This is a genomic window from Nannocystis exedens (genome assembly GCF_002343915.1).
Classification (GTDB): Bacteria; Myxococcota_A; Polyangia; order Nannocystales; family Nannocystaceae; genus Nannocystis; species Nannocystis exedens.
On the sequence record NZ_NETK01000001.1, the window covers coordinates 8,119,715 to 8,144,505 of the forward strand.

The 24,791-nt window shown below is 72.6% G+C and carries 21 protein-coding genes; 9 read left to right on the forward strand and 12 right to left on the reverse strand.

Annotation, left to right across the window (positions count from 1 at the left end):
- Window positions 1-553: 553 nt before the first annotated feature.
- Entirely contained in the window at window positions 554-4,075 is a 3,522-nt protein-coding gene (locus NAEX_RS31965; protein ID WP_170136156.1) for a LamG domain-containing protein, read from the forward strand.
- Window positions 4,076-4,114: 39 nt separating this feature from the next.
- Here the strand turns inward: NAEX_RS31965 and NAEX_RS31970 are convergent, their stop codons facing one another.
- The gene (locus NAEX_RS31970) at window positions 4,115-5,218 is read right to left on the reverse strand and encodes a vWA domain-containing protein (RefSeq protein WP_096331275.1); all 1,104 of its coding nucleotides are present in this window, start codon (window positions 5,216-5,218) and stop codon (window positions 4,115-4,117) included.
- Between the two features lie 515 nt (window positions 5,219-5,733).
- On the opposite strand from NAEX_RS31970, the gene NAEX_RS31975 reads away from it, so the two are divergent.
- Both NAEX_RS31975 and NAEX_RS31980 read left to right on the forward strand, forming a co-directional pair.
- Window positions 5,734-7,026, forward strand: a complete 1,293-nt coding sequence (locus tag NAEX_RS31975) for a DUF4215 domain-containing protein (protein ID WP_143140504.1) — start codon at window positions 5,734-5,736, stop codon at window positions 7,024-7,026.
- Between the two features lie 169 nt (window positions 7,027-7,195).
- Entirely contained in the window at window positions 7,196-7,612 is a 417-nt protein-coding gene (locus tag NAEX_RS31980; RefSeq protein ID WP_096331277.1) for a Rid family hydrolase, read from the forward strand.
- Between the two features lie 57 nt (window positions 7,613-7,669).
- Here the strand turns inward: NAEX_RS31980 and NAEX_RS31985 are convergent, their stop codons facing one another.
- The 7 genes from NAEX_RS31985 to NAEX_RS32015 form a co-directional block, all read right to left on the reverse strand.
- Window positions 7,670-8,863, reverse strand: coding sequence for a PAS domain S-box protein (locus NAEX_RS31985; RefSeq protein ID WP_096331278.1), 1,194 nt, complete (start codon window positions 8,861-8,863; stop codon window positions 7,670-7,672).
- A 136-nt stretch (window positions 8,864-8,999) separates the two neighbouring features.
- Window positions 9,000-10,799 (reverse strand): acyl-CoA dehydrogenase, encoded by a 1,800-nt coding sequence (locus NAEX_RS31990; RefSeq protein ID WP_096331279.1) that lies wholly within the window; start codon window positions 10,797-10,799, stop codon window positions 9,000-9,002.
- 485 nt (window positions 10,800-11,284) lie between these two features.
- Window positions 11,285-12,445, reverse strand: coding sequence for a phytochelatin synthase family protein (locus tag NAEX_RS31995; RefSeq protein ID WP_096331280.1), 1,161 nt, complete (start codon window positions 12,443-12,445; stop codon window positions 11,285-11,287).
- Window positions 12,442-12,891, reverse strand: coding sequence for an arsenate reductase ArsC (locus tag NAEX_RS32000; RefSeq protein WP_096331281.1), 450 nt, complete (start codon window positions 12,889-12,891; stop codon window positions 12,442-12,444). Before NAEX_RS32000 ends, NAEX_RS31995 begins: the two co-directional genes overlap by 4 nt.
- 5 nt (window positions 12,892-12,896) lie before the next feature.
- Window positions 12,897-13,937: an ACR3 family arsenite efflux transporter gene (arsB, locus tag NAEX_RS32005; protein ID WP_096331282.1), complete on the reverse strand. Its 1,041-nt coding sequence runs from the start codon at window positions 13,935-13,937 to the stop codon at window positions 12,897-12,899.
- Window positions 13,938-13,977: 40 nt separating this feature from the next.
- Window positions 13,978-14,319, reverse strand: a complete 342-nt coding sequence (locus tag NAEX_RS32010; protein WP_096331283.1) for an ArsR/SmtB family transcription factor — start codon at window positions 14,317-14,319, stop codon at window positions 13,978-13,980.
- A gap of 69 nt (window positions 14,320-14,388) precedes the next feature.
- Window positions 14,389-14,859 carry an SRPBCC family protein gene (locus NAEX_RS32015; RefSeq protein WP_096331284.1) on the reverse strand — a complete coding sequence of 157 codons (471 nt, stop codon included), beginning with the start codon at window positions 14,857-14,859 and terminating at the stop codon, window positions 14,389-14,391.
- Between the two features lie 230 nt (window positions 14,860-15,089).
- Between NAEX_RS32015 and NAEX_RS32020 the strand changes: the two genes are divergently transcribed.
- Genes NAEX_RS32020 through NAEX_RS32035 form a run of 4 tightly spaced genes read left to right on the forward strand, consistent with a single transcriptional unit; the run spans window position 15,090 to window position 18,008 of the window.
- Window positions 15,090-15,713 (forward strand): TetR/AcrR family transcriptional regulator, encoded by a 624-nt coding sequence (locus tag NAEX_RS32020; RefSeq protein ID WP_245913839.1) that lies wholly within the window; start codon window positions 15,090-15,092, stop codon window positions 15,711-15,713.
- Window positions 15,710-16,447, forward strand: a complete 738-nt coding sequence (locus NAEX_RS32025; protein WP_096331286.1) for an ABC transporter ATP-binding protein — start codon at window positions 15,710-15,712, stop codon at window positions 16,445-16,447. Before NAEX_RS32020 ends, NAEX_RS32025 begins: the two co-directional genes overlap by 4 nt.
- Entirely contained in the window at window positions 16,444-17,211 is a 768-nt protein-coding gene (locus NAEX_RS32030; protein WP_096331287.1) for a hypothetical protein, read from the forward strand. Before NAEX_RS32025 ends, NAEX_RS32030 begins: the two co-directional genes overlap by 4 nt.
- A 2-nt stretch (window positions 17,212-17,213) precedes the next feature.
- Entirely contained in the window at window positions 17,214-18,008 is a 795-nt protein-coding gene (locus NAEX_RS32035) for a hypothetical protein (protein WP_143140502.1), read from the forward strand.
- A gap of 92 nt (window positions 18,009-18,100) precedes the next feature.
- On the opposite strand, the gene NAEX_RS32040 is transcribed toward NAEX_RS32035, so the two are convergent.
- The 4 genes from NAEX_RS32040 to NAEX_RS32055 are packed head-to-tail and all read right to left on the reverse strand — an operon-like array spanning window position 18,101 to window position 21,624.
- The gene (locus tag NAEX_RS32040; RefSeq protein ID WP_143140501.1) at window positions 18,101-19,039 is read right to left on the reverse strand and encodes a hypothetical protein; all 939 of its coding nucleotides are present in this window, start codon (window positions 19,037-19,039) and stop codon (window positions 18,101-18,103) included.
- A 25-nt stretch (window positions 19,040-19,064) separates the two neighbouring features.
- The gene (locus tag NAEX_RS32045; RefSeq protein WP_096331290.1) at window positions 19,065-19,871 is read right to left on the reverse strand and encodes a hypothetical protein; all 807 of its coding nucleotides are present in this window, start codon (window positions 19,869-19,871) and stop codon (window positions 19,065-19,067) included.
- The gene (locus NAEX_RS32050; RefSeq protein ID WP_096331291.1) at window positions 19,858-20,433 is read right to left on the reverse strand and encodes an RNA polymerase sigma factor; all 576 of its coding nucleotides are present in this window, start codon (window positions 20,431-20,433) and stop codon (window positions 19,858-19,860) included. Before NAEX_RS32050 ends, NAEX_RS32045 begins: the two co-directional genes overlap by 14 nt.
- 30 nt (window positions 20,434-20,463) lie before the next feature.
- Window positions 20,464-21,624, reverse strand: a complete 1,161-nt coding sequence (locus NAEX_RS32055) for a hypothetical protein (RefSeq protein ID WP_143140500.1) — start codon at window positions 21,622-21,624, stop codon at window positions 20,464-20,466.
- 680 nt (window positions 21,625-22,304) lie between these two features.
- Here NAEX_RS32055 and NAEX_RS32060 point away from each other — a divergent pair.
- Window positions 22,305-23,255 (forward strand): NADP-dependent oxidoreductase, encoded by a 951-nt coding sequence (locus tag NAEX_RS32060; RefSeq protein WP_096331293.1) that lies wholly within the window; start codon window positions 22,305-22,307, stop codon window positions 23,253-23,255.
- A gap of 336 nt (window positions 23,256-23,591) precedes the next feature.
- A complete protein-coding gene (locus NAEX_RS32065) occupies window positions 23,592-24,788 on the forward strand; it encodes an aminotransferase-like domain-containing protein (protein WP_170136157.1) in 1,197 nt (398 codons plus the stop codon).
- Window positions 24,789-24,791: the final 3 nt, after the last annotated feature.

Below are 24,791 nucleotides of genomic sequence, written 5' to 3' on the forward strand. Positions count from 1 at the left end.
CGTGAGGCGAACAAGCGTTCGATACTGAAGAAAGGGAGCGCGGGTCGGGCGAAGGAGCGTGGGGCCGTGCGCGAGGCGGGTCTCGCCTGCGAGCGTGGAGAATCGATCGAGCGCGAGCGAAGGCCGCACCCCGAGCCGGCCGCCCGTTCGATGTCGGGGAGAGCGCGAGCGGGCGAGCGGGGCGGGGAGCGAGACGAGGACTCGGTCGAAGTCGTGGAGGATCCATGGAGCGCGAGCGGGCGCGAGACGGAGAACCCTCGATGTCGTGGTCGGCGCGATCGGGCGCGCGAGGGTTTCCCTGGAGATCGTGGAGGATCGCTGCAGAGCTCGCGGACCGGGCGCGAGAGGGGTTCGCTCGAGCTGTGGAGGTTCGATGGAGGCGGTGCGCGAGGCGGGCGCTCGTGTCATGGCCCGGAGAATCGCCGGCGCGCTCGTGCGCGGGGGTGGTGGCACGATTGCGCATTGTGGAGGAATCATGGAGGGCCGGCGAAAGGTCCGACGCGGCGGCGGCGGAACGGCTAGACATGGCGGCGGTTCGAACGAGGAGTCGACGATGAGAGCGATCGATGTTGCGGCGAAGGGGTATATCGACATTCCCGGCCTCTCGGCCGGGGAGACGGGCGGGGGGTTTACCATTCAGATGTGGGCGAGGCCGACGGGCAAGGCCGGGTATCTCTGGGTCTCGGGGGACGGCGGGCCGCTGCTCCTCATGCTGCCGAACGGCTCGCTCGAGCTGCGCGTGGGGGTGCTGAAGCTGCTGGCGCCCGGGGCGATGACGATGGGTCGGTGGACGCACGTCGCCGTCGAGTTCGCGGCCGACGGGGCGGCGGCGGTGTTCGTCGACGGGGTCCGGGCGGCGGCCGGGACGCTGCCGAAGCTGACGGCGACGCCGTCGATTCGCCTCGCCGATCCGGGCGGGCCGGGCTTCTCGTTCGCCGACGTGCGGCTGCTGGCGCGGGCGCGGACCGCCGACGAGCGCGCGCCGTCGGCCGAGCCGCAGGGGCTGCTGGCGCACTACGCCGGCCAGCTCGACGGGACGAGCGTGCGCGACGCGGGGCCGCACGGGCGGCACGGGCAAGGGGTGGGCGCGGTCCAGGCGGTCGAGGTCGCCGAGCTCGACGTCCTGCGCAGCCCGAGCCCGGGCGCGCTGGTGTGGGACGAGCACGACGACCTGCTCGAGCTGCCGCCGATGACGACCGACTTCACCGGCGGGATCGCCGTGGAGGCGTGGATCCGCCCGCGCAAGACCGCGAAGGACATGTTGCTGCTCGCGCTCGGCAGCCCGGACTTCTTCAACGTACGGTTGCGGCCGGGCGACGGGGCGCTGGTCGTCGATTTCGTGGCCAAGACCGGCGCGCCGGCGATCAAGCTGCCCGGGGTGGTGCGCGGCGACGAATGGCAGCACCTGTGCGTCTCGGTCGACGGCGGCGGAATGTGCAGAGTGTTCGTCGACGGCCGTACCGTCCACGAGCAGCAGGTGGCGGCGCCGGCGGTCGCGCGCGACGGGGCGCGCACGGGCGGGGCGATCGGCAAGGAGTTCCTGGGCGAGCTCGCCGAGCTGCGCGTGTGGCAGGGCGGGCGCTCGCTCGAGGACGTGCGGGCGCTGTGGCTGCGCCGCGCTCGCGGCGACGAGCCGCAGCTCGCGCTCTGCTATCACCTCGACACGCTCGCCGAGGGCTGGGCGATCGACGCCGGGCCGCGCCGCCAGCACGCGCGGCCGATGGGCAGGTTGACGTGGGGCGACGGCGCCGGCCTGCCGCTGCGGGCGCTGAACGACGCGCGCCGGGTCCACGTGCGCGCGGCCGGCAAGCTGCTGCTCGATGAATTGCCGGTGTCGCTGTTCCCGAAGGAGAGGACCGGCGTCAGCGTCGGCGGCTTCGGCCACGTCGGCGTCGAGGTGTCGTCGACGGCGGGGGAGTACGGGACGGTCAAGGGGTCGCTGGTCCGCTGCGCGGTGTACGAGGTGGCGATCGAGCCGCGCCGGGCCGACGGCAGCAAGCTCGCGGGCGAGGTCGAGGTCCGCGTCGACGCGCCGGTGACGGTGGTCCGCAGCGACGGCGGCAAGCTGCGGATCGAGGAGTGGAAGCCGGGCACGGCGGTGAAGGTCGTGGTCAGCGACGGCGGCCGCGCGCGTGTGCGGGTGCTCGCCGCCAAGTCGCTCGACTGCCCGTCGCTGCGGCTGCGCGCGGCCGGGATGGACGCCGACTGCTGGACCGTGGTGCGCCCGGCCGACGGGGCGCAGCGGCAGCTGGTGAGCCTGCGCGCGGCGGCGCTGAAGCAGCCGCCGCCCGGCAAGACGCCGGTGCTGAAGAGCAGCATGCCGAACGACGACGCCGAGGCGGTGGCTCGATTCATGCGCGACACGGCCCGCGCGCTGCCGACGTCCCCGCCCGTGCCGATCAAGAAGGGTCTGTCGTGGAGCGACGTCTGGGGCCCGCTCGAGGAGGCCGGCGAGGCGTTCGGCAGCGCGGTCGTCGATCTCGGCGGCGACGTGGCGAAGCTGACGATCTCGACCGCCGAGGACGCGAAGAAGCTGGCCAACAAGGCCGCCGGCGCGGCGGTGCGGACCGGCGAGCAGGTGGTCCGCAGCTGCATCGAGGACGCGCGCGACCTCGCGGTCGACACCTCGAGGGCGACGTGGGGCGCGGTGACGGTGGTCGGCGAGATGGTGGTCGACGGGTCGAAGAAGATGTTCCGCACGATCGTGGTGGGGGCGCTCGAGGTCGCCGGCGCGATCGAGGCGTTCCTCAAGCGGATCGGCGCGGCGATCCGCGACTTCATCGAATTCCTGGCGATGCTGTTCAACTGGGAGAAGTTCCTCGCCAAGTCCGACGAGCTGTACGACCTGGCGAAGCAGCAGTTCGCCAAGCTCGACGACTACGCGGCGCAGATCCGCGACATCCCGGCGCTGCTCGATCAGCTGGTGGCCAAACCGGTGCGGTCCGGGCTGTCCGGCAAGTCGCTCGGCCGGGCGTTCGGCGTCGGCGAATTCGAGCTGCCCGACTTCGACGAGCTCAAGTGGCTGGTCGACGTGATCGAGGAGGCGTTCACCGGCTCGCCGCCGAAGCTCGAGGACGACCCGAAGGGCAAGCAGGGGCCGACGCAGCTCGACAAGAGCGCGACCGAGGCCGAGAACGAGGCGACGACGGCGGCGCTGCCGAAGGCGCTGCTGGACGCGAGCGACGTGCTCGACACGTCGATGGACGCGCTGCTCGACCTGCCGAAGAAGACGTGGGCGGCCGGCCGCTCGGTGACGACGGAGCTGACGGGCTGGATCGCCGACCGCACGGAAGACCTGGCCGAGCAGGCCAAGCGCACGCTGACGACGCGGCTGACGATCCCGTACCTGACCGCCGTGATCGAGGTGGCGATCCTGCGCGGGCGCAAGCTCGACATGCTGCGCCTGATCGCGCTGCTCGGGGCGGTGCCGGCGGTGCTGGCGAGCGGCGGCAACAAGTCGACCGGGTCGCTGCAGAAGTCGGCCAAGTCGCAGGCGGAGGAGGCGGTCCGCTGGACGCAATTCGGCATCAGCCTCGTCAACTCCGCGATGTTCATCGCCCGCAGCGCGAGCGAGTGGAAGGGCAACTTCGTCGGCGTGTGGACGTTCAGCGCGATCGGCGGGGCGACGTCGGCGGTCGCGGCGGCGTTCGACATCGGGGCCGCGGCGGCGTTCGACGACGAGGAGACGCGGTGGTTCGGCATCACGCACGGGGTGCTGGCGCTGTGCGGCGGGCTGTGGATGGTCGGGTCGACCGCCTGGGCGATCTCCTGGCCCGAGGGCGAGGGGGTGATTGCGATCGTCGACGGGGTGATCGAGGTCGTGATCGGCTGCGGCGAGCTGGCGACGGCGATCGTCGTGTTCGCCCAGGGCGAGCTCGGCGACGACGAGTTCTGGGCGCAGTTCAGCTACCGCATGGCGAATTGGAGCCTGCGCGGGCTCTACCGCCTGCTCGACGGCGTCGACAACAGCAAGATCAAGGCCGCCAACGCGCTGACGACCAGCTGCGCGGTGGCGATCCTGGCCAGCGACCTGTGCGAGATGGGCTACGGCCTCGCCGGCACCGCGATGGGCTGAGCGCGCGGGGCCCGGCGGCGAGCGGTGCTCGTCGCCGGGTCAGCCCGGGGGCATGAAGTTCTCGCAGGCCTCGTCGATGAGGCCGATCGCCTGAGAGAAGAATTGCTTGTACGAGGGCGCGCAGATCTGGCCGATGAAGCCGTTGGTGAACATCTCGGTGAACTGGACGATCCGCGGCGACAGCTCGGCGCCGGTGATGCCGCCGTTACACTTGTCGAGGGCGGGGCACATCGGATCGACGGGACCGATCAGCGACAGGACGACGATGTTGGTCTCGACGTCGCCCTTGGCGGCGACGAGGCCGTTGTACCAGTCGCCGGGCTCGCCGGGCGAGCCGGACTGCGGCAATTGCTGGCAGGCGGCGACCTCGTGGTCGTCCTCCTCGTCGGTGATGAGGACGACGACCAGCAGGGCGTCGTCACGGATGAAGCCGTCGTTGCAGGCGCCGGGGGCGTTGTGCTGCGGCTGGACCGCCTGCAGCATGGCGTACATCGGCTGCTCGTTGCCGTCGCCGCCGGTGCCGACCTGGCCGGCGCAGGCGAACTTGGTGCCGAGGTCGTCGGCCTCGCTCATCCAGTTCTTGCCGCCGGCGTAGGGGGTGCAGGTGGCGTTGCTCGAGTTGGCGCCGCCGGTGCTGTTGACGAGGCCGCCGTACATCTGACAGCCGGCGCCGTTGTAGATGTTGCTGTCGCTGCTGATCACGCCGACGTGGTAGCTCTCGGTGTTCGACAGCTGGGTCTGCATCTCCGACACGAAGTCGGGGAAGCTGTTGACGAGGTTGATCTGCTCGTCGGCCATGCTGCCGCTATTGTCGATGACGAACAGCAGGTCGACCTTCTTGCAGCCGGTGTCGGGCTCGGGCAGGCCGCCGTCCGGCGTCAGGCCGATGTCGAACTTCGGCGCCGGGCCGCTGTCGGCGTTGCTGGTGGCGGGCTCGCTGGTGCTCGCGTCGGTGCTGCCGCTGCCGGTCGGGACGGTGTCGGTGCCGCCGGTGCTCGAGCTGTCGCCCGGCAACGTCAAGTTGCTGAGCCCGCCCAGGGTCGGCGCGGCGGTCGGATCGGTGTCTCCGCCGCGGCCGTCGTCGCTGCAGGCGGACAGGCAGGGGACGCCGAGCGTGATGAGGGTGAGGGCGAGGACGCGCATCAAGCAGCACGGTACGCCCAGGCGGCAAGCGCTTGCAAGCGGAGGCCCCCCTGCACGGCCCGGAGGTCACGCGCGGACGATCGACCCCGATCGGGGCGACGGAGGGCGATCGATCGGCGGAGCGCGGGCGACGGGCTCGTGACGCGCAGCGCCGGCGGCCCGTGCGCGGCTGAAACCCGATCCAGCGGCTCGTTTTTTCAAAGAGCGGGGAGCGATGGCGGGCGCATGCGCGCGACAGGCGGGCGCCGGCCGAGGCGAGCGCGAGCGGTGTCGATGGCGGCGAAGGTCGCGTCGCGGGTGCGGCGGCGATCGCTGGCAAAGATCGGGATTGTGCATAGTCGTCGTTGCTCATTGTCGTGGCCCGGAGTGGTGATTGATGGCAGGGGAACCGTCGCGCCCGCGCGCCGCGGAGCGCCGGCAGGTCGGCCGATGGGGGCCGGCGACGGCATCGATCTTCCGGCTTGGCGCGGCGCTCGCGGGCGGGCATCCTCGGCCCGCCTCCGGAGCTGCTTGCCATGATTCGTGCTTCCCTTGCGCTGTCCGTCTCGCTGTCGCTGCTCGCCGTCGGTTGCGGGCCCACCCGTCCCGCCATGACCACCGACGGCATGGACACGACCGACGGCACCGCGGGGACCGACACCAGCGACGAATCGACGACGACCGACCCGACCACGCCGGGGCCGACGACCGAGACGACGATCGAGCCGACGACCGTCGAGCCGACGACCGTCGAGCCGACGACCACCGGGGCGCCGATCTGCGGCGACGGGATCGTCGAGGGCGGCGAGGCCTGCGACGACGGCAACCTCGACGACAGCGACGCGTGTACCAGCGCGTGCGCCGTGGCCGTGTGCGGCGACGGGCTGGTGCAGGTCGGGGTCGAGGGGTGCGACGACGGCAACCGCGACAACAACGACGAGTGCGTGGTGTGTCAGCCGGCGGCGTGCGGCGACGGCTTGACCGGGCCCGGCGAGAACTGCGACGACGGCAACAACGAGGACGGGGACGGCTGCGCCGGCAACTGTCTGGTCGAGTTCTGCGGCGACGGGGTGGTGCAGGACGGCGAGTTCTGCGACGACGGCAACAACCAGGACAACGACGAGTGTACCAGCGCCTGCAAGGTCGCGGCCTGCGGCGACGGCGTGGTCTTCGAGAGCATCGAGGAGTGCGACGACGGCAACCAGGTCGACGGCGACGCCTGCCTCAACAGCTGCCTGCTCGCGAGCTGCGGCGACGGCGTCGTCCACGCCGGCGTGGAGGCCTGCGACGACGGCAACGACGAGGACCTCGACGCCTGCTCGAACACCTGCCAGGCGGCGACCTGCTCCGACGAGGTGGCGAACGGGGGCGAGACCGCGGTCGACTGCGGCGGCCCGACGTGCATGCCCTGTTCGGAAGGACAGGCGTGCATGGTCGGCGCCGACTGCCAGTCCGGCAACTGCGAGGCGGGCACGTGCGGCGCGGTGAAGCTGATGCTGCCCGCTTGCGCGGAGGCGAACGTCGACGCCGCGCAGGCGTTCACCGAGGTGGTGCAGCCGAAGTGCGGCTGCCACGGCAACGGCGCGGGCGGCCTGACGCTGAACAGCGCCGCGACCCTCAAGAGCAACACCGTCGGCGTCGCGGCCGCGAACGCCGACATGGACCTGGTCACCGCCGGCGACGTCGACCAGAGCTATCTACTCTTCAAGATCCTCGGTCAGCAAAATAACGTGCCCGGCGGCGGCGGCTCGGCGATGCCGCTCGGCAGCACGCTGACCGACGCGCAGAAGTGCGTCCTCGTCAATTGGGTGAAGAGCGGCGCGCCGTGACTCGCGGACAGCTGTCGTTGTGATTTGCGGACAGCTGTCATTGGTGCCGACGTGCGTCGATGTCGGCATCGATGATGATTGTCCCCCGGCGCCGATGTGGACTTTGTCCCGGGGTACGTTCTTGCTATGAAGAGTGCGGTCCTCCCGGACCGCGGGGGGCGAGACCGTCATGGCGCTGCAAAAGACAGTGTATCCGTACGCCAAGGGCCCCGACTTCAGCCGACTGTTCAGCTGGGGCATGAGCCTCAAGAACGTCTCCGACCTGTACATCGCGTCGGGCATCGGCGCCCACGACGCCAGGGGCGTGATTCAGTTCCCCGGCGACGCGGTCGCGCAGACGCGCTACGTCCTGCAGCAGGTCCCGGGCTTCCTCGCCGAGGCCGGCTACGAGGTCGCCGACATCGTGCGCATCGAGTACACGTTCACGCGCGAGGTCCCGCGCGGCTCGTTCAACGCCATCTTCGCGGTGATCGCCGAGTTCCTGGCGGCCGAGGTGGTGAAGCCGACGGCGGGCACGCTGCGGGTGGTCGAGGCGCTGGCGTTCGACCATCAGCTGGTCGAGTACGAGTTCTGGTGCGCCAAGTGACGGGGACCGAGCATATGACCCGAGGGACAGGTCCGGTGAATCGCCGGCCGCGGCGGCTCAGCGGCGGCGCTTGCGGGCCATGGCGAGGGTGAGCTGGACGGCGTCCTGCAGGGTGCCCAGGACCATGAGCGAGCCGTCGAGCTGCATGCCGTGCTCGGCGAGGGCGACGGCGGCGGCCGGCTGGATGCCGGTGAGCACGGTGCGGGCCCCGATCATCTTGACCGCCTCGACGAGCTGAATGATGTGACCGGCCGGGGTGGTGTCGACGGCGCGCAGGCCGGTGAGGTCGAGGATGATGACGCGGGCCTGGTGGCGGACGATCGCGTCGAGCACCGCCTCGCGCACGTGCAGCGAGCGTGACTCGTCGAGCGTGCCGATCAGCGGCAGCATCAAGACGCCGTGGGCGATCGGCAGCATCTGGGCCGACATCTCGGCGATCAGCTCGGCCTGCTGCTGGCGGATGATCTTGTCCTGCCGCTCGCGCTCCCGGATCGCGTTGTGCAGGCGGGTGACGTCGCGGATCTGCGTGGCCACGGCGCCGCGTCCGCCGGCCGCGCCGGGGATCGCGAAGGTGGTCAGCTCGAGGTCGACGCGCACGCCGTCGATGCGCATGAACTCGGTGGTGCCGGGGACGATGTCCGCGAGCATCGCCGCCGCGTCCTCGGCGGCGGCGTCGGGCGGGAGGGCGAGGATCCGCCGCAGCGCCGGGTTGCAGAACATCGGCGCGGTCGGGGTGTTGGGGCGCACGAGCACGCCGTCGGGCGAGTGGTGGACCAGCGCCTCGAACACGCGCACCGCCTCCTCGGCGCGCTTGCGTTCGGTGACGTCGATCGCCACGCCGCCGATGCCGTTGCTGCCGCCGAGCGGGAAGATGTGCTCGAGGAACACGCGCTCGCGGTCGTCGATCGGGATCTCGAACTCGCTGACGCTCGGCGTGCCGGTGCGGAGGACCCTGTCCATCACCGCCTGGATCTCCGCCGCCACCTCGGTGTCGAGCAGGTCGGACTCGAGCTTGCCGACCACCTGGTCAGGGGTGCGCCCGAGCAGGGTCGCGTGCAGGCGATTGCTGAGGGTGAAGCGGCCCTCGAGGTCCTTGGCGTACAGCACCATCGGCGCGTACTCGGCGATCGCGCGCAGCAGCGAGGCGGTCTGGCTGAGCTGCCGTCGCTGCTCCTCGTGGGCCTGCTGCAGCGCGGCGGTGGTCGCCCGCAGCGCTGCGATCTCGGCCTCGAGTTCCTGGACGGTGGGCATGCTCGAGTCCGATCGTGACGGCAGTGTGCCGCGGGCGACCGGGGTTGTCACGGCCCGCGCAGGCGCGTGAGTCGGCGCGCATATGCAAACGGCGCGTCGGGCCGACCCTCAGGCGTTGCGTCGCGCGGGGACGCGCTCAGAACCACTCCGGACGGGTGTTCGCGTACGAGTCCTCCTCGTCGCGACACAGGCGCACGAGCGGGGCCACGCGGGGCAGCTCGGTTCGCAGCCAGTACTGCGCGGCCTGGAGCTTGCCGCGGTAGAACGCGTCGTCGCCTGTCGACAATGTCCCCCGGGACAGGGCCGTACGAGCCGCCGTGGCCTGGCGCAACCACTGCCAGGCCACGGTGATCGTCATGAAGATGTCGAGGACGTCATGACTGTGGCGGAGCATGCGCTCCGGGTCGGCGAGGTGATGTCCGGCGAGCTCTGCGATCAGCGCTCCCGCGGCGCCGGCGGCCTCCTGCAGCGCGGCGACGTCGCCGAGGTCGACGCCCGCCGCCTGCGCTTGCGAACAGGTTTGCAAGATCTCCCGGCCCAGCGCCTGCAGGGCTCCAGGAGCCAGCGCGCGGCGCCCGAGCAGGTCGAGCCCGTGGATCGTCGTCGTGCCCTCGTGGATGCTGTTCAGCTTCTGGTCGCGCAGCCACGCCTCCGGCAGGTACTCGCTCGAATAGCCGTAGCCGCCGTGGATCTGCAGCGCCAGCGCGTTGCTGTCGTAGCCGCGCTCGGCGGCGAAGCTCTTGGCGATCGGCGTCAGCAGATCGAGCAGCAAGGCCGAGCGGCGGCGCAGCTCCTCGTCGTCGGCGTGGTGGGCCAGGTCGGTCAGCCGCGCCGTCTCGACCAGCAGCGACAGGCCGCCCTCGACGATCGCCTTCTGCCGCAGCAGCATGCGCCGCACGTCGGCGTGCTCGATGATCGGCACCGGCGGGCTGTGCGGGTCGCGGCGGCCGGGCAAGCGGCCCTGGCGGCGCTCGCGGGCGTAGGCCAGCGATTCGTGGTAGGCGACCGCCGCGGTCGCCACGCCGTTGAGGCCGACCATCAGGCGGGCCTCGTTCATCATCTGGAACATGTACGAAAGGCCATGTCCCGGAGCACCGACGAGCTCGCCGCGGCAGGCGCCGCGCTCGCCGAAGTTGATGACGAGGCTCGGCAGGCCGCGCCAGCCGATCTTGTGGATCATGCCGGCGGTGCTGACGTCGTTGTCGACCAGGCCGTCGGGTCCGGGCCAGAGGCGGGGGATCGCGAACAGCGAGATGCCCTTGATCCCGGCCGGGGCGCCGTCGATGCGCGCGAGCGTCAGGTGGACGATGTTGTCGGCGAGGTCGTGGTCGCCGCCGGAGATGAAGATCTTGCCGCCCTGGATCGCGTAGGTGCCGTCCTCGCGGGGGACCGCGCGGGTGCGGAGGTCGGCCAGGCTGCTGCCGGCCTGCGGCTCGGTCAGCGCCATCGTCCCGGTCCACTCGCCGGCGTACATGCGCCGCATGTACCTGTCCTTCAGGTCATCCGAGCCGAACGCCTCGATCAAATGGGCGGCGCCGGCGGTCAGGCCGGCGTAGCAGTAGGCGCCGAGGTTGGCGGCCATCAGGTAGGCCTCGGCCAGCACGGCGACGGTGCGCGGGAGCTGCTGGCCGCCGACCTCGACCGGCCGCGAGGCCGTGATCACGCCGAGCTCGCGCAGCCGCGGCCAGATCGCGCGCATGCGCGGGTGGACCTGGATCCGCCCGCCCTCGAAGGTCGGCGCGGCCTCGTCCATCGGCCGGTAGGCCGGGTACAGCACCTCGCGGGCGAAGCTCCGCGCGTTGGCGAGGAAGAGGTCGAAGGTGTCGCGGTCGTGGTCGGCGAAGGCCGGCAGGCGCAGCAGCGCGGCGGCGTCATGCACCTCGTACAGCAAGAAGGCGACGTCGCGGTCGGACAGGAGCGGGTTGCCGGCGGTCACGTGGGCAGGATATCGCAGGGCGCGCGTCGACGCGGCCGCGCGAGCGCGCGTCCGGTCACGCGTCGCCGGCGGACGGGCAGGGCGCGGGCGTCCGCGTCGGAGCGCGAGGCTCCTCGGCGCCGCCCTAAGGTGTCGGCCGGCGCGGCCCGGGGCTGCAGCTCAGGCGGCCGACCTGGTCGAGGATCGGCCGGGATGGACGCTTCGCTCGGTCTCCGGAGCGCGCGAAGGCCGTGCAAGGGCCCCGCGGGTCGGCTGCCGGGCAGGGCCGGCGGGTCGCGGGAGACGAGGTCCGCGCCCTGCTCGCGGCGGCTCGGGCAGGTGTTATTTTTCTAAACATGTCCCGAAAGGCATGTTCGACGGGGCGTGCGAGGGACGAGGTCCGCGCTGCGGTCGCGGGCGCTCGCAGCGGGTGTTCCTTCGGGAATGGCCTTGAGGTCATGTCCAATCGGGCATGCCGCCTTGGGCATGTCCGAAAGGCCATGCACTCAATCGCAGCCGGGCTCGCAGCGGTCGCACGCGGGGCCGCGGGCCAGGGCGCACAGGTCGGCGAGCTGGCGGCGCACGTGGTCGGCCTCGACCCGCACGGGCGGCGGCAGCCGGTCGGGGTCGAGCAGGGGCGAGAGCTCGGCGCGCGCGTCGGCGCCGAGCCCCGACCACGCCCGGGCGGGCAGCGCGAGCAGCAACAGGGTCACCGCGTCGGACGGCCAGGGCGGGCCCAGGGCCGCGACGCGGGCGTGCAGCGGGAGGCCGCGGAGGGCCGCGAGCAGGGCCTCGGCGGCGCCTGTCTGTTCGGACAGGGCCAGCGGGCGCCGCTCGATCGTCAGCGGCAGCCCGGGGAGGACCGAGAACAGCGCGCGCAGGGCGTCGTCGAGGCCGGCGAACGAGACGCGGGCGAGCGCGGCGGCGAGGTCGTCGAGCGCGGCGACGAGGGCCTCGAAGCCGCCGTCGCCGAGGCAGCGGGCGGTGAAGAGGAGGCTCGGCGGGCGGCTGTGGCGGCGCAGCGCGACCCACCCGCGCGGGCGACCGGTGGCCGGGTCGGCCGGCTGGGTGGCGGCGTAGAGGGCCGGCAGGGCGACCCAGTGCGGCGGGTACTTGAAGCGGGCCACGTCGAGCACGAGGACGTGATCGCTGGCGGGGTCGTAGCCGCCGATCGGCGAGAAGTGACCCGAGCCGGTCTGGCCGAGCGAGCCTCGGTCGTAGCTGACGACCAGCGCCGGGTCGACGCTCGCGCGCGCGGCCGCGGCGACGGCGGCGCGAAAGTCGGTGAGGCCGAAGGCGTCGGGCCGGTACACGTCGGCGCTGGCGCCGTTGCAGCGGGCAAGGCAGGCGAATTCGTCGAGGGTGATGCCCTGGGCCCGCACGCGCTCGAGCGGGCTGCAGCAGTCGAGCAGCTCCTCGCTGAACCACCGCCACGGGCCCTTCCACAAGCGCCCGGGATCGACGCCCAGCGCGTTGAGGGCGACGACGAGGGTGCCGAGGCCGCAGAAGGCCGGATCGGCCTGGGTGTGGAACTGCTCGATCAGCGGGAAGAACGACTCGAGGCCGCCGGCCGCCCGCGCCGCGTCGAACAGGGCGCGGCCCTCGGGCGAGGCGAAGGCGACCAACTGCGGCGGCAAGGGCCGGCGGTAGAGGCTGGGGGCGTTCATTCGCGGTCCTCCCGGACGCCGGCGCGCTCGCGGTCGAGCTCGGCGAGGCGGGCCTCGATGGCGTCGGCGGTGCGGCGGAAGCGGGCCAGCAGATCGTCGCGCGCGAGCGACGGATCGGCGCCGGCCGGATCGGGGAGCGGCCAGTGCAGCCGCGGGACGTCGGCGAGGAACAGCGGGCAGACTTCGTCGGCGCACAGGGTGATCACGAGGTCGACCGCGGACGGATCGATCTCGAGGACCGGCTTGGAATGATGCGAGCCGAGGTCGAGGCCGCGCTCGCGCATCACCTCGATCGCGTACGGATGCACGCGCGTGGGCTGCGACCCGGCGCTGGCGACCCGCACGCGGTCGCCCCAGCGGGCGCGCGCGAGGGCCTCGGCCATCTGACTGCGGGCCGAGTTGGCGACACAGAGAAACAGGACGCTGGTGAAGGCGGGGACGCTCATGACATTCACGCGGGGAAGCGGTGGGCCGTGCGGTTGGCGAGGGCGCACAGGGACAGCATCACCGGTACCTCGACCAGCACGCCGACGACGGTGGCCAGGGCGGCGCCGGACTGCAGGCCGAACAGCCCGATGGCGACCGCGACGGCGAGCTCGAAGAAGTTGGAGGTGCCGATCAGCGCCGCCGGGGCCGCGACGGCGTGCGGCAGGCGCCAGGCCCACGCCCACAGGTAGGCCAGGGCGAAGATGCCGTACGACTGGAGCAGCAGCGGCACGGCGATCAGCGCGATCGTCAGCGGCCGTTCGACCAGCGTGGTCGCCTGGAAGCCGAACAGCAGGACCACGGTGCCGAGCAGCCCCAGCACCGAGACGGGCTTGAGGGCGGCGACGAAGCGCGCGATCGCGGCGCGGTCGCGGGTGCGCCCGGCCAGCGCGCGGCGGGTCGCGGCGCCGGCGACCAGCGGGACGACGACGTAGAGGCCGACCGACAGCAGCAGGGTCGTCCAGGGCACGGCGATGTCGCTGACGCCGAGCAACAGCGCGGTGAGCGGCGCGAACGCGACGACCATGACGAGGTCGTTCACCGCGACCTGGACGAGGGTGTAGTTGGCGTCGCCGCGGGTCAGCTGGCTCCACACGAACACCATCGCCGTGCAGGGGGCGACGCCCAGGAGGATCGCGCCGGCGACGTATTCGCGGGCCTCGGCGGCGGGCAGGAGATCGGCGAACAGGTGGAGGAAGAACAGGCTGGCGAGCCCCGCCATGGTGAAGGGCTTGATCAGCCAGTTGGTGACCAGAGTGACGACGAGCCCCCGCGGCCGCCGGCCGACGTCGCGCAGCGAGCCGAAGTCGATCTGGATCATCATCGGATAGATCATCACCCAGATCAGCGCGGCGACGACGAGGTTGACGCTGGCCAGCTCGAGGCCGCTGACGAACGCGAAGGCGCCGGGCGCGAGGTTGCCGAGCGCCACGCCGGCGGCGATGGCGAGCGCGACCCAGAGGCTGAGGTAGCGCTCGAAAATGCCGAGAGGGTTCGAGGTGCGCATGGGCGGAAGCCTGGTTCTCGTGATATTACGATTTAGCGGGCTAGAGGCCGCCGAGCAGGGCCTTGAAGCGACGCATCGTGCGGGGGTCGAGGCAGTAGCAGGTCCGCGGGCCGTCGATCTCGCCGCGGACGAGGCCGGCGTCCTTGAGCACCTTGAGGTGCTGCGACACCGTCGACTGCGCGAGCGGCAGGACGTCGACGATCTCGCCGCAGACGCACGAGGCGCGGCGCGACAGCAGGCGGAGGATCTGGACCCGCGCGGGGTGACCGACCGCCTTCGCCAGCGCGGCGAGCTCGTGATCCGCCTCGTCGCCCTCGACCGGTCGCAGGTCGGGGCGGTCGTCGGCGGGCGGACAGCAGACCGCCGGGTCGTCCGAGTTCATCGTGAAATGACGATAAAGCCTCGGCGGCCGGAATTCAAGGCCGAAAGTGCGGTCGCGGGCGCGCGGCCGCTACGCGGCGCTGCCGGCCTCGACGAGCCGGGCCAGGCGGTCGAGCGACTCGCGCCAGCCGGCCTCGTTGTCGGCCGGCGGCACGCCGGGCGGCAGGCCGTCGTGGACGCCGAGGAGGTCGGTGCCGCCGCCGGCGGCGTCGGCGAGGGTGGTGGTGATCGTCATGGTGCCGCGCAGCGCCGGATCGTCGGTCTCGAACTCGAGCGATTCGACGACCTTCTCGTCGGGCACGAGCGCGACGAAGCGGCCGTGGTACGTGTCGGTGTGGGCCGACGTCTTGCCGGCCCGGTCGGGGGCGTCGTAGGTGAGCGAGACGCGGAACGCCCCGCCCTCGCGCGGCTCGAATCGGTGGACCTCGCAGGTCATGCCGGGGGGCACCCGCCACTTCGCAATCGCGTCGGCGTCGAGCAGCGCGCGATAGACGGCCGCGCGCGGGGCCTGAATGTGACGGTGGATCCGGGTCGTGCTCACCGGGGATGGGTCGCACCCGGGCGAGCGCGAGCAAATGACGTATGGCCGATCCGCCGCATGAATTCGCGGCAATTGCCCGTGCCGTGAATGGCTCGACGGGGCGGTTCGGCGGCGCGATTGCGAGCGATGCGGACGTCCTCAAAATGACTGGTTTGACTCTGGCAGTCATTTAAGCCACGCTCCTTTTCATGGCAGCGCGAGACCCGACGAGGCGGCGGAGGATCCTGGACGTGGCCAAGCGCCACTTCACCGAGCGGGGCTTCAAGGGCACCACGCTCGACGCGGTCGCCGAGGAGGCGCGCTGCGCCAAGGGGGCGCTCTACCTCGAGTTCGCCGACAAGGAGACGCTGCTGCGCGCGGTCGTCGAGGAGACGTTCGCGGCGATCCGCAGCAGCTTCACGGCCGAGGTGATGGCGATCGCGTCGCCGCTCGCGCGGCTCGGCGAGACGCTGCGGTTCGCCTACCGCCAGTACGCGCGCGAGCCGCTGTTCGGCCGGCTGTTGCGCGAGGACCCGGAGCTGAAGGCGCTCGGCCTCGGTTCGCAGGAGGACGACGGGCGGGCCGCGCGGGCGCAGATCGAGCAGCTGGCGGGCTGGGTCGACGAGGGGGTCGCGCTCGGGGAGATCCGCCCCGACGTCGACCGCTACGTCGTGCCGTTCGCAATCGGCGTGCTGCGCACGGCGCCCCAGCAGCTCGCGCTGACCAGCGGGCTGGTGGCGGTGTCGCAGGAGCGCGTGCTCGAGGGTCTGGTGCAGCTGTTCCTCGCGGGCCTGGCCGCGCCGCCGAAACCGGCGCCGCGGCGGGCCGCGAGCAAGAAGAAGACCACACGTAAACAGGTGAGGAGGCAGTCATGAGTGCGAGTGCGATCACCGTCGAGGGGCTGGGCAAGCGCTTCGGCGCGGTGCAGGCGGTCGACGACGTCAACTTCTCCGTCGAGCGAGGCGAGATCTTCGGCTTCATGGGCCACAACGGGGCGGGCAAGACGACGACGCTGCGGATGCTGCTCGGGCTGACGCGCCCGACCCGCGGCAAGGCGACGGTGCTCGGGCACGACGTCACCCTTGCGACGCTCGAGGTGCGCCGCGCAGCCGGCTACCTGCCGGCCTCGTACGCGCTGCCGCCGGACATGACGGCGCGCGAGTTCCTGCAGTACGTGGCGGCGATGTTCGCCATCCCCCCGGCGACGGCGCGGGCCCGCGGCGAGGACCTGCTGCGCCGGTTCGGCCTCGAAGGCGCGGCCGACCGCAAGCTGCGCGGGTTCTCGACCGGGATGACGCAGAAGGTCGGGCTGGCGCAGGCGCTGATCAACGAGCCGCAGGTGCTGTTCCTCGACGAGCCGACCTCGGGCCTCGACCCGCTCGGCCGCCACGAGCTGCTGGAGCACCTGCGCGGGCTGTCGCAGCAGGGCGTCACGATCGTGTTCTCGTCGCACATCCTGTCGGACGTCGAGACGCTGTGCCGCCGGGTGGCGGCGATGCACCACGCGCGGCTGATCGCGTGCGGCGAGATCGCGGCGCTCAAGCGCGAGCACGGGGCGGCGACGATGGACGAGCTGTATCTCAACCTCGTGCGGAGGCAGGCGTCATGACGCGGCTGTTGTGGCTCGACTACCTGGCGGCGCTGCGCGAGCGCAAGACGTGGATCGCGGCGGCGATGCTGGTCTACGCGGTGCTGGCGATCCCGCTGCTGCTGGCCGACCCGCCGCCGCACGTGCGCGAGGCGATCGCGGCGTGGTTTCACGACGCCGACCCGTTCGCGGTGTTCATGTTCGTGTGGATCGACCTGGTGATGAACAAGGTGGTGGCGTTCGTGCCGGTGATCCTCGCCAGCGGGGTGGTGCTGCGCGAGCGCGACACCGGGGTGCTGGGGCTGCTGGCGGCCAAGCCGCTGACGCTGTCGCGCTACTTCGTGGTCCGCACGGCCTCGACGTGCGCGGTGATGCTGACGCTGTACGCGGCGACGCAATTGCTGGGGGCGGCGTGGTTCCCCGGGCGGGTCGCGGGCTTCCGGCCGGGGACGTTCCTGGCGGCGATGAGCCTGCACGCGTTCGCGGCGGTGTTCGCCACGGCGCTGGCGGCGACGGTGACCGTGGCGGTGGGCCGGCGCGGGGCGGGCGCCCTGGTGGCGCTGATGCTGCTCGGGTTGCTGGTCGGCCTGGCGCTGGTCGGGTTCTACCAGCCCGACTGGTACGCGATGACGCTGGCCAACCCGCTGACCCTCGGCGCGCTGGCGATGCGGGACCTCGAGCACCTGAGCCCGTCGCTGCTGCTGCCGCCGATGCTGGCGCTGGCCGGACTGACGGCGGTGACGATCGCGATCGGGGCGTGGGTGGTACGAAAGGTGGAGGCGTGATCATGTCGGCTGCATCGCTCGAATTCTCGCAACACCTGCGCCGCGAGTGGCGCTTCGCCCCGCGGCGCGGGCCCTTGATCATGATGCTGGTCGGGGTCCTCTGCGTGGTGTTCAATCACCTGGTGCTGCCCTTGTTCCCCGAGCGCGCGATCGCGTTCATGCGCGTCGGGTTCCGCCTCGACGACCTGGCCGGGGTGCTGGCGCTCAACGACCTGATGGGGGTGTACTTCCCGACCTTCTTCGTCGGCCTGGCCGGCTCGCTCGGGGTGGTGCTGCTGGCCCGCGAGGAGCACCGCCTCGAGCTGCTGCTGGCCAAGCCGGTGCGCACGGCCGACTTGGTGGCGGCGCGGGCGGTGCCGGTGCTGGCGTGGACGGCGGGCGTGGGGGCGGTGACGTCGGCGGCGATGGCCGTGGCCATGGCCGCGCACGCCGGGATAGGCACCAGCGTGTCGGCGCTCGGCGCCCTCGGCGGCGGGCTGTTTCTGACCGCGCTGACGGTGGTGCTGCTGGCCGCGCTGCAGGTCGCGTTCGTGCGGATCAGCGACCCCTTCACCGGTCTGCTGGTGGCCTGCGGGGCGTGGTTCGGGACGATGATGCCGACGGCGGTGCTGCTGTACCGGCCGGACGCGTTCGTCGGGCGCCCGGCGGCCCTCCACGGCCTGGCGATGCCGAGCCTGTTGTGGCACGAGGGGACGCTGGGCTGGCTGGGGCCGCTGAGCCTGCTGCTCGCGCTGCCGCTGGCGGTGGCGCTGGCGCGCGCGGCCGGGGCCCGGCTCGAGCGGTCCGACGCGCTGTGAGCGCTAAGGCCATAGGTTTGAAAGGCCATGTCCGTGAGGACATGGCCTTTCGTTCATCGTACGAGCCGCGCGCTCGCGGCGCGACGGTCGGTTCAACCGGCCGGGGCCGCGCCGATCACCCACGCGTGGTAGTCGCTGTGGTCCTCGCACAGGTTCGTGTAGGCGGTGATCAGGACGATGTCGTAGTCGCGCCCGCCGCCGGTCACGAGGCCGCGCTGGCCGGGGTACAGCTCGATCGACGCGCCTTCCTCGTGGGCGAACTTCACCGTGCTGAACGTCTCGCACGAGTTCCCGCAGCTCGCCACCCAGTCGTAGCTCAGCGGGGTGAAGTCGGGCTCGACGACCCCGGAGTCGTCGGCTGCGAACACGCCGAGGACGAGCGCGCCGTCGGCCTTGTCGCGGACCGTGAGCCCGTAATCGCCCTCGAACCCGTCGACCTCGAGATCGAGGGAGATCTCGGTGACCCCGTCGAAGTCCGTCTTGAAGTCGTCGGGCAGCCCGTTGATGTTGAAGAAGGCGTTCGCGCCCTGGCAGTCGAACTCGAGATAGAGGTGGGTGGGGGTGGCGTTGTCGGCCGAGACGACCGCGCAATCGTAGGTGCCGGCCCCCTGGAGCTCGTCGAGGTAGATGCTGCTCAGATCGGCCCCGAACGGCCCGGACTCCTCGGTGCAGTCGCTCTCGCCGGGACCGACGCCGGTGTCGCCGTCGGTGCCGTCGGTGTCGCTCTCCTCGCCGCCGGTGAAGGACGTGACGGTCTCCGGCAGGGGGTCGACGGTGTCGCCGGTGGTCGCGGTGGTCGTCCCGAGGTCCGTGGTCTCGCCCGTCGTCGCGGTCTCGGTCTCGGCGTCCGCGGTGCTCGGGCCATCGCCGGAGTTCGAGGCGTCGCCGGTCGCATTTTCCGTGGTGGTGCTCGTGGTCGAGGGGTCGTAGTCGGTCAGCAGGCCCTCCTCGCCGGGGCAGGCGGACAGCAGCAGGCAAGGCACGAGGGCGCGCGTCAGCGCGTGGGGACGAAGTCGAAGTCGATCAATCATGGTGCGCTGGTTTCCCGAGCCCCCCTCAATCCGTCACGCCATTCGGCGACTCCGGGCAAATCGTCTGCACCCGGGCGGTATGCGTCGACTCGGGGTAGGTGCGCAGGAACACCGCCGCCTCGGCCCGCGCCTGGCGGCCCTTGCCGAGCGCGCACAGGGCCTCCATGCGCAGCAGCAGGCGGTCCTGCAGCATCTGCCCGGCCGCGAAGGCGCGCTCGTGGGCCGCGAGGTCGTGCAACGCGGCGCCCGGATCGCCGCCGTCCAGGGCCGCCCGCGCGCGGCGCAGCAGCGCCATCTCGGCGGCGAGCCCGGACTGGCCCCGAGGACCTGTCTCTTCCGGCATGTCCTTTCGATCGGGCGACTCGGCAGCGCCGCGGGCGCGGGGGCCTCCGCGCCCGCCACGGAGCCGGGCCGCGCCGTCGTCGTCCGCGGGGGCGGCAGGCGCAGGGGCGGCAGCCTCGGTGTCCGTGGCCGCCGGGGTCGGGCCGGCCTCTTCCTGCGCCGGTCGGTTCGAGGACCCGCGCTCGCGCGCCTCGCCGGCCGCGCGCTCGGCCGCGTAGGCGGCCGCCTCGGCGTCGGTCCCTCGCCCGGCCTCGCGCAGCCCCCGTCGGTCGCACACGAAGAGGAGGAGCGCCGCGGCCAGTGAGCCGACGAGGACGGCGATCACCTTGCGGTCGCGCGGGCGGCGAGCCGGCGGGACATCCGCGAGCGGGCAGGCCTCGATCGAATCCTCGAGGCGCTGCCACACGCGCGCCCGCGCCGGGGCGTCGAGGCCGGCGCCGACCCGGTACTCGCGCAGCAGCTCGTGAGCGCTCCGGTCAAGCTCCTCCATGGGATCCTCCTCGCCCGTGATGCAGGCGGTCGACAATCGCCTTGAACTGTTGCCGGGCCAGACGCAACCGCGAATAGACGGTGTTGAGCTTGACGCCGAGCGCCTCGGCGACCTCCGGCGCGCTCATGCCCTCGATCTCGATCAGGGCGAAGACCAGGCGCCGATCCTCGTCGAGCTGGTCGAGGAAGCGCTGCACCAGCGAGGCGGCGTGGCTGCGAGCCAGCCGCTCGTCGGGCTCGGGCCGCGGCTCCGGATCCGGCAGCAGGCGAAGCCGCCGCTCGGCGCGGGCCTGGCCGCGGATGCGGTGCAGCACGACGTTGCGGGTGATCCCGTACAGCCACGCGCGCAGCGAGCCGCGGCCGGCGTCGTACTCGCCCAGGCGCCGGTGCACGACGAGGAATACGTCGTGGACGACGTCCTCGAGCTGCGCCGCCGGAGCCCCGAGCTGGCGGCTGATGCGGACCACGAAGTCGGCGTGGGCCTGGTACAAGGCACCCAGCCGGGCCCGCGCGTCCTCGTGCGCCCCTGCAGGGCTGACGGCGGGCTCGCGGGGCGGCGGCATGCTCGGATTTCCCACCGACGCCCGGATCCGTCACGACCCACGCCCGCGCGCGGAGGCGCCCCCGCGCGCGAGGCGGAACTCGATGCCGACCACGCCGCGGACCTCGACCGGGCCGAGGCTGTGGAGCGGCGGGAGGCCGCGGATCACGAAGTCGTGGCGCAGCAGCGCCACCGCGAGCTCGACCTGCACGCCCACGGCGAGCCACGGGCGGGGCACCCACAGCACGCCCGGCGCGGCGGTGAGCGCCGCCCAGACCACGCTGGCCCGGCCGCGCGGGGTCAGGCCGACGCTCCGGCCGATGGCCTGGCCGAGCTCGGCGCCGGCACACAGCGGGAACTCGACGGTCCGCAACGACGGCGCCGGGCGTGAGATGCGCGGAACCGCGCAGCCGCGCAGACCCACGGCCCACAGCGAGAGGTCGGCGCCGACCGAGGGCTCGGCCGGGGCGCGCACCCGCGCGGGCAGGCGCCCGTGGCCCACGACCTCGGCGCGCCAGCGCGCGCCGAGCAGGCCGACGGCGAGCCCGAAGTCGCCGCCGAGCGAGGGGAGGGCGACCCCGCTGATGCCGCCGGTCACGCGGATCGCGGCGCGCAGGCGCGGTGGCCGGGGCCCGACCGGCGCGATGTCGCCCGTCGGGGTCGGTTCGGGGCCGTCGCTCGCCCGCGGGTCGTCCGGCGGCGGCGCCTCGGCGGGCTCGAAGGTCCCCGGCGACGCCCCGGCGCCCGTGAGCGGCGCGGACGCGTCGCCGGGGGGCGACGACGCGGGCTGCTCCGCGGCGCCGGGCTCGGGCACGAGCGCGCGGTCGCGCGCTTCGCCGGTCGTGGCCGGCGGCTCCGCCTCGGCGCCGGCGGCCGCGATCGCCTGGGCGACGACGAAGGCGGCCGCGTCGAGCACGGTCTCGCAGCTCTCGGCCTCGAGGTGACGGGTGCCGGTGGTCGCCGCGCTGGCCGCGTCCAGGTCGAGCGACCAGCGCCCGGGCGCGTGCTCGCGGACCCGCACGCGCACGGACAGCGGCGGACCGTCGCCGGCGCGCGGGCCCAGGTAGCGATCGACGGTGGCGCGAAAGCTGTCCTCGGGGCAGTCGTCGGGCCCGTCCCAGCGCAGCGCGACGCGGTCGCTCGCCGCCTGGGCGGTCGAAGCGAACCCGGCGAGCACGAGCACCGCGGGCGCGCGGGACAGGGGGCGAGACACCGGGGGAGGATGGCGCAGCGCTCATGGAGCCGCAACGCCCCGCGGCGGGGCGACATGGCTCCCGTCCGGCGCGAGGACGGCGCGCCCGAAGAGCTCGTCGTCAGCGGCGAGGGGTCCCGCTTCCTCTCGATCGAGCGTGTCCTCGGGCCGAGGGGCTCTGCGGGATCGGCACGCGACTCGAGGCCGCTCGTCGCGCGGCGACGACCCGGCGCGGCGCTCCTCGGCTGCGTCTCGCAGAGAACGATGCGACGGCGATCGAATCATCACAGCGCGCGGCTGATTGCCGTGAGCGCTGATGTCCGAGGAAATAAGCAGTATGATCAATGAAGGCACGTCGTTTCGCCGATCTTGTCCATTCCCGACGAGCGGCGTGCGATCGTCGCGAGCGACCACGAATCGGCGGCGCCTTCGCCGATGATCCGGCGGCGGCCCGGCGCTCGCCGTCGCACGGCCTCGCGCGCCTTCCGCGGCGTCGGCGATGCCGGCGGTCCACGATTCTGGCCTGGGGCGGCGCTCGACGGACGAGTCCGCCGCGTCGCGGGGATTCATGCACGGAGCGCGGGTCCCAGGTCGGACGTCGTCGATTCGAAGCGTGAGGATCACGCGCGAACGGGCCATGCGCGAATCGCCCGAGGGTGTGCGCCTTGCCGGGACGCGAGCGGCGGACTATGACCGGTCGCATGAGAGCCATCGCAGTCGAAGAGTTCGGTGGGCCGGAGGTCCTGAAAATCATCGAGTTGCCGGAGCCGCAGCCCGGCCCGGGCGAGGTCCGGATCCGCGTGCACGCGGCCGCGGTCAATCCGACCGACGTGTTGCTGCGCTCGGGGGAGATCGCGCGGTTGATCCCGCAGATCCCGCCGCCGCCGTACATCCCGGGGATGGACGCGGCAGGGGTCATCGACGCGGTCGGGCCGGGCAGCGACGATCGCCTGAAAATCGGAGACGAGGTCATCGCCATCGTCACGCCCTACGGTCCCCACAAGGGCGCGTACGCCGAGCAGGTCGTGGCGCCCGCGGCCTCGGTCGTCCGCGCGCCGAAAGGCAGCGACCTGGCGGCCGCGTCGACGCTGCTGATGAACGCGCTCACGGTGCGGCTCGGGCTCGACGCGCTCGGCCTGCAGCCCGGACAGACAATCGCCGTGACGGGCGCGGCCGGGGCGGTCGGTGGCTACGCGATCGAGCTGGCCAAGACCGACGGCCTGCGAGTGATCGCCGACGCATCGCCGGCCGATCACGGGCTGGTCGAGCGACTCGGGGCCGATGTCATCCTCGAGCGGGGCGACGACCTGGCGCGGCGGATCCGCGAGGTCGTCCCGCAGGGGGTCGACGCGGTGATCGACGCGGCGATGCTCCACGAGCGGATCTTGCCGGCGATCGTCGACGGCGGCGGGATCGTGACAGTGCGCGGATGGAAGGGTCCGACGGAGCGAGGGATCGTCGCGCACCCGGTCTTCGTCGGCACGGGGCTCACCGACACGGCGAAGCTCGAACACCTGCGGCAGCAAGCCGAGGAGGGCAAGCTGACCCTGCGCGTCGCCAGAGTGCTCCCGGCCGCGGAGGCCGCGGAGGCGCACCGGTTGCTCGAGGCCGGGGGCGTCCGCGGCCGGCTGGTGCTCGACTTCAGGGCATGATCTACGGGGCCCGCTGCGGCCCGCGGCGACACGGACGAGCGAGCGCGGCTGAGGTTCCGCGCGCAGTTCCGGCTGTTCACCCATTTGCTGAAGCTCCGCTTCGCGCTGACAGGCAGGACAGCCCGATGACGCCTCGCTCGGGTTCGCCGGATTCGCGATCGCCGGCCGCGACGCGGATCCGGCCCCTCGCCGCGAGTTGCGCCGCGAGCTCGGGCGCCGGGTCGTTCGGACCTGCGGACTCGCGGTGGTCGAGCCCGGGTCGTCGCGGCGGGCGCCGGCGCCGTCGGCTCCCGGCTGCGACTTGACAGTTCGTGGGGCTGCCCCAAAACCCCGGGCGTGGCCGTCCGGTTCCCGTTCAAGCAGTGGATCTCGCCGCGTCAACCGCCGGAGGTCGAGCGGCTGCTGAAGTCGGCGGCGACGCGAAAAGAAGTGCTCTCGCTGGCGGGCGGTCTGCCGGGCGAAGACCTGTTCCCGCGCGCGGCGCTGGCCGAGGCGCTCGAGGAGGTCATGCGGGAGCACGGCCGCGAGGCGCTGCAGTACCAGTGGAGCGAGGGCTACGGGCCGCTGCGCGAGCAGGTCGCGGCGATGCTGCGGGACCGCGGCGTCGAGGTCGCGCAGGACGAGCTTCTGATCACGAGCGGCGCCCAGCAAGCGCTCGACCTGCTGGCGCGGCTGCTGCTGCGCCCGGGCGACGTGCTCGGCATCGAGTCCCCGACCTACGTCGCGGCGATCGAGGTGTTCGGGCTGCAGCGGCCGCGGATGGTCCCGCTGGCGCGCGGCGAGGACGGACTCGACATGGCGGCGGTGCGCGAGCTGGTGCGCGGCGGCGAGAAGAGCCTGCTGTATCTCGCGCCCGCCGGCCACAATCCGAGCGGCTCGTCGCTGACCGCGGAGGCCTGCGAAGAGCTGGTCGCGCTCTGCCGTGAGCACGACGCCCTCATCGTCGAGGACGACGCGTACGGGCGGATCCAGTTCGAAGGGGCACGCCGGCCGCTGCGCAGCTACCCCGGCGCGGAGGAGCGGGTGATCCTCGTCGGCACGTTCTCGAAGGTGTTGACGCCCGGGCTGCGGGTCGGGTGGATCGTCGCGCCGCCCGCGGTCACGGCCCAGCTGGTGCTGCTCAAGGGCATCGCCGATCTGCAGACCAACACGCTCGGGCAGATGGCGCTGTCGAGCTACCTCGACCGGCACGACCTCGGCTCGCACGTCGCCCGCTGCCTGCCGCGCTACCGCGAGCGACGCGACGTGATGCTGCAGTCGCTCGCGGAGCACATGCCCGGGGGCGTGCGGTGGACCCGGCCGACGTGCGGCTTCTCGGTGTGGGTGACGCTGCCGGAGGCGCTGGCAGCCGACGCGCTGCTCGCCCGGGCGATCGACGAGGGGGTGGCGTTCGAGCCGGGGGCCGCGTTCTTCCCGACCGACGCGCCGCGCAACCACCTGCGGCTGTCGTTCTCGAATCAGGCCCCGGGGCCGATCGCCGAGGCGGTGGCCCGGCTCGGCGCGACGCTGCGCGCGTGGACCGATGCGCCATGAATC

What these genes read in the sequence shown, in the direction of transcription:
- NAEX_RS31970 (WP_096331275.1), bottom strand. Translation starts at nt 5,218, where the DNA reads ATGCGCGTCCTCGCCCTCACCCTCATCACGCTCGGCGTCCCCTGCCTG.
- NAEX_RS32025 (WP_096331286.1), top strand. Translation starts at nt 15,710, where the DNA reads ATGAGTGCGAGTGCGATCACCGTCGAGGGGCTGGGCAAGCGCTTCGGC.
- NAEX_RS32040 (WP_143140501.1), bottom strand. Translation starts at nt 19,039, where the DNA reads ATGATTGATCGACTTCGACTTCGTCCCCACGCGCTGACGCGCGCCCTC.
- NAEX_RS32010 (WP_096331283.1), bottom strand. Translation starts at nt 14,319, where the DNA reads ATGAACTCGGACGACCCGGCGGTCTGCTGTCCGCCCGCCGACGACCGC.
- NAEX_RS31980 (WP_096331277.1), top strand. Translation starts at nt 7,196, where the DNA reads ATGGCGCTGCAAAAGACAGTGTATCCGTACGCCAAGGGCCCCGACTTC.
- NAEX_RS32000 (WP_096331281.1), bottom strand. Translation starts at nt 12,891, where the DNA reads ATGAGCGTCCCCGCCTTCACCAGCGTCCTGTTTCTCTGTGTCGCCAAC.
- NAEX_RS32045 (WP_096331290.1), bottom strand. Translation starts at nt 19,871, where the DNA reads ATGGAGGAGCTTGACCGGAGCGCTCACGAGCTGCTGCGCGAGTACCGG.
- NAEX_RS31965 (WP_170136156.1), top strand. Translation starts at nt 554, where the DNA reads ATGAGAGCGATCGATGTTGCGGCGAAGGGGTATATCGACATTCCCGGC.
- NAEX_RS32060 (WP_096331293.1), top strand. Translation starts at nt 22,305, where the DNA reads ATGAGAGCCATCGCAGTCGAAGAGTTCGGTGGGCCGGAGGTCCTGAAA.
- NAEX_RS32035 (WP_143140502.1), top strand. Translation starts at nt 17,214, where the DNA reads ATGTCGGCTGCATCGCTCGAATTCTCGCAACACCTGCGCCGCGAGTGG.
- NAEX_RS32030 (WP_096331287.1), top strand. Translation starts at nt 16,444, where the DNA reads ATGACGCGGCTGTTGTGGCTCGACTACCTGGCGGCGCTGCGCGAGCGC.
- arsB (WP_096331282.1), bottom strand. Translation starts at nt 13,937, where the DNA reads ATGCGCACCTCGAACCCTCTCGGCATTTTCGAGCGCTACCTCAGCCTC.
- NAEX_RS31985 (WP_096331278.1), bottom strand. Translation starts at nt 8,863, where the DNA reads ATGCCCACCGTCCAGGAACTCGAGGCCGAGATCGCAGCGCTGCGGGCG.
- NAEX_RS31995 (WP_096331280.1), bottom strand. Translation starts at nt 12,445, where the DNA reads ATGAACGCCCCCAGCCTCTACCGCCGGCCCTTGCCGCCGCAGTTGGTC.
- NAEX_RS32050 (WP_096331291.1), bottom strand. Translation starts at nt 20,433, where the DNA reads ATGCCGCCGCCCCGCGAGCCCGCCGTCAGCCCTGCAGGGGCGCACGAG.
- NAEX_RS31975 (WP_143140504.1), top strand. Translation starts at nt 5,734, where the DNA reads ATGATTCGTGCTTCCCTTGCGCTGTCCGTCTCGCTGTCGCTGCTCGCC.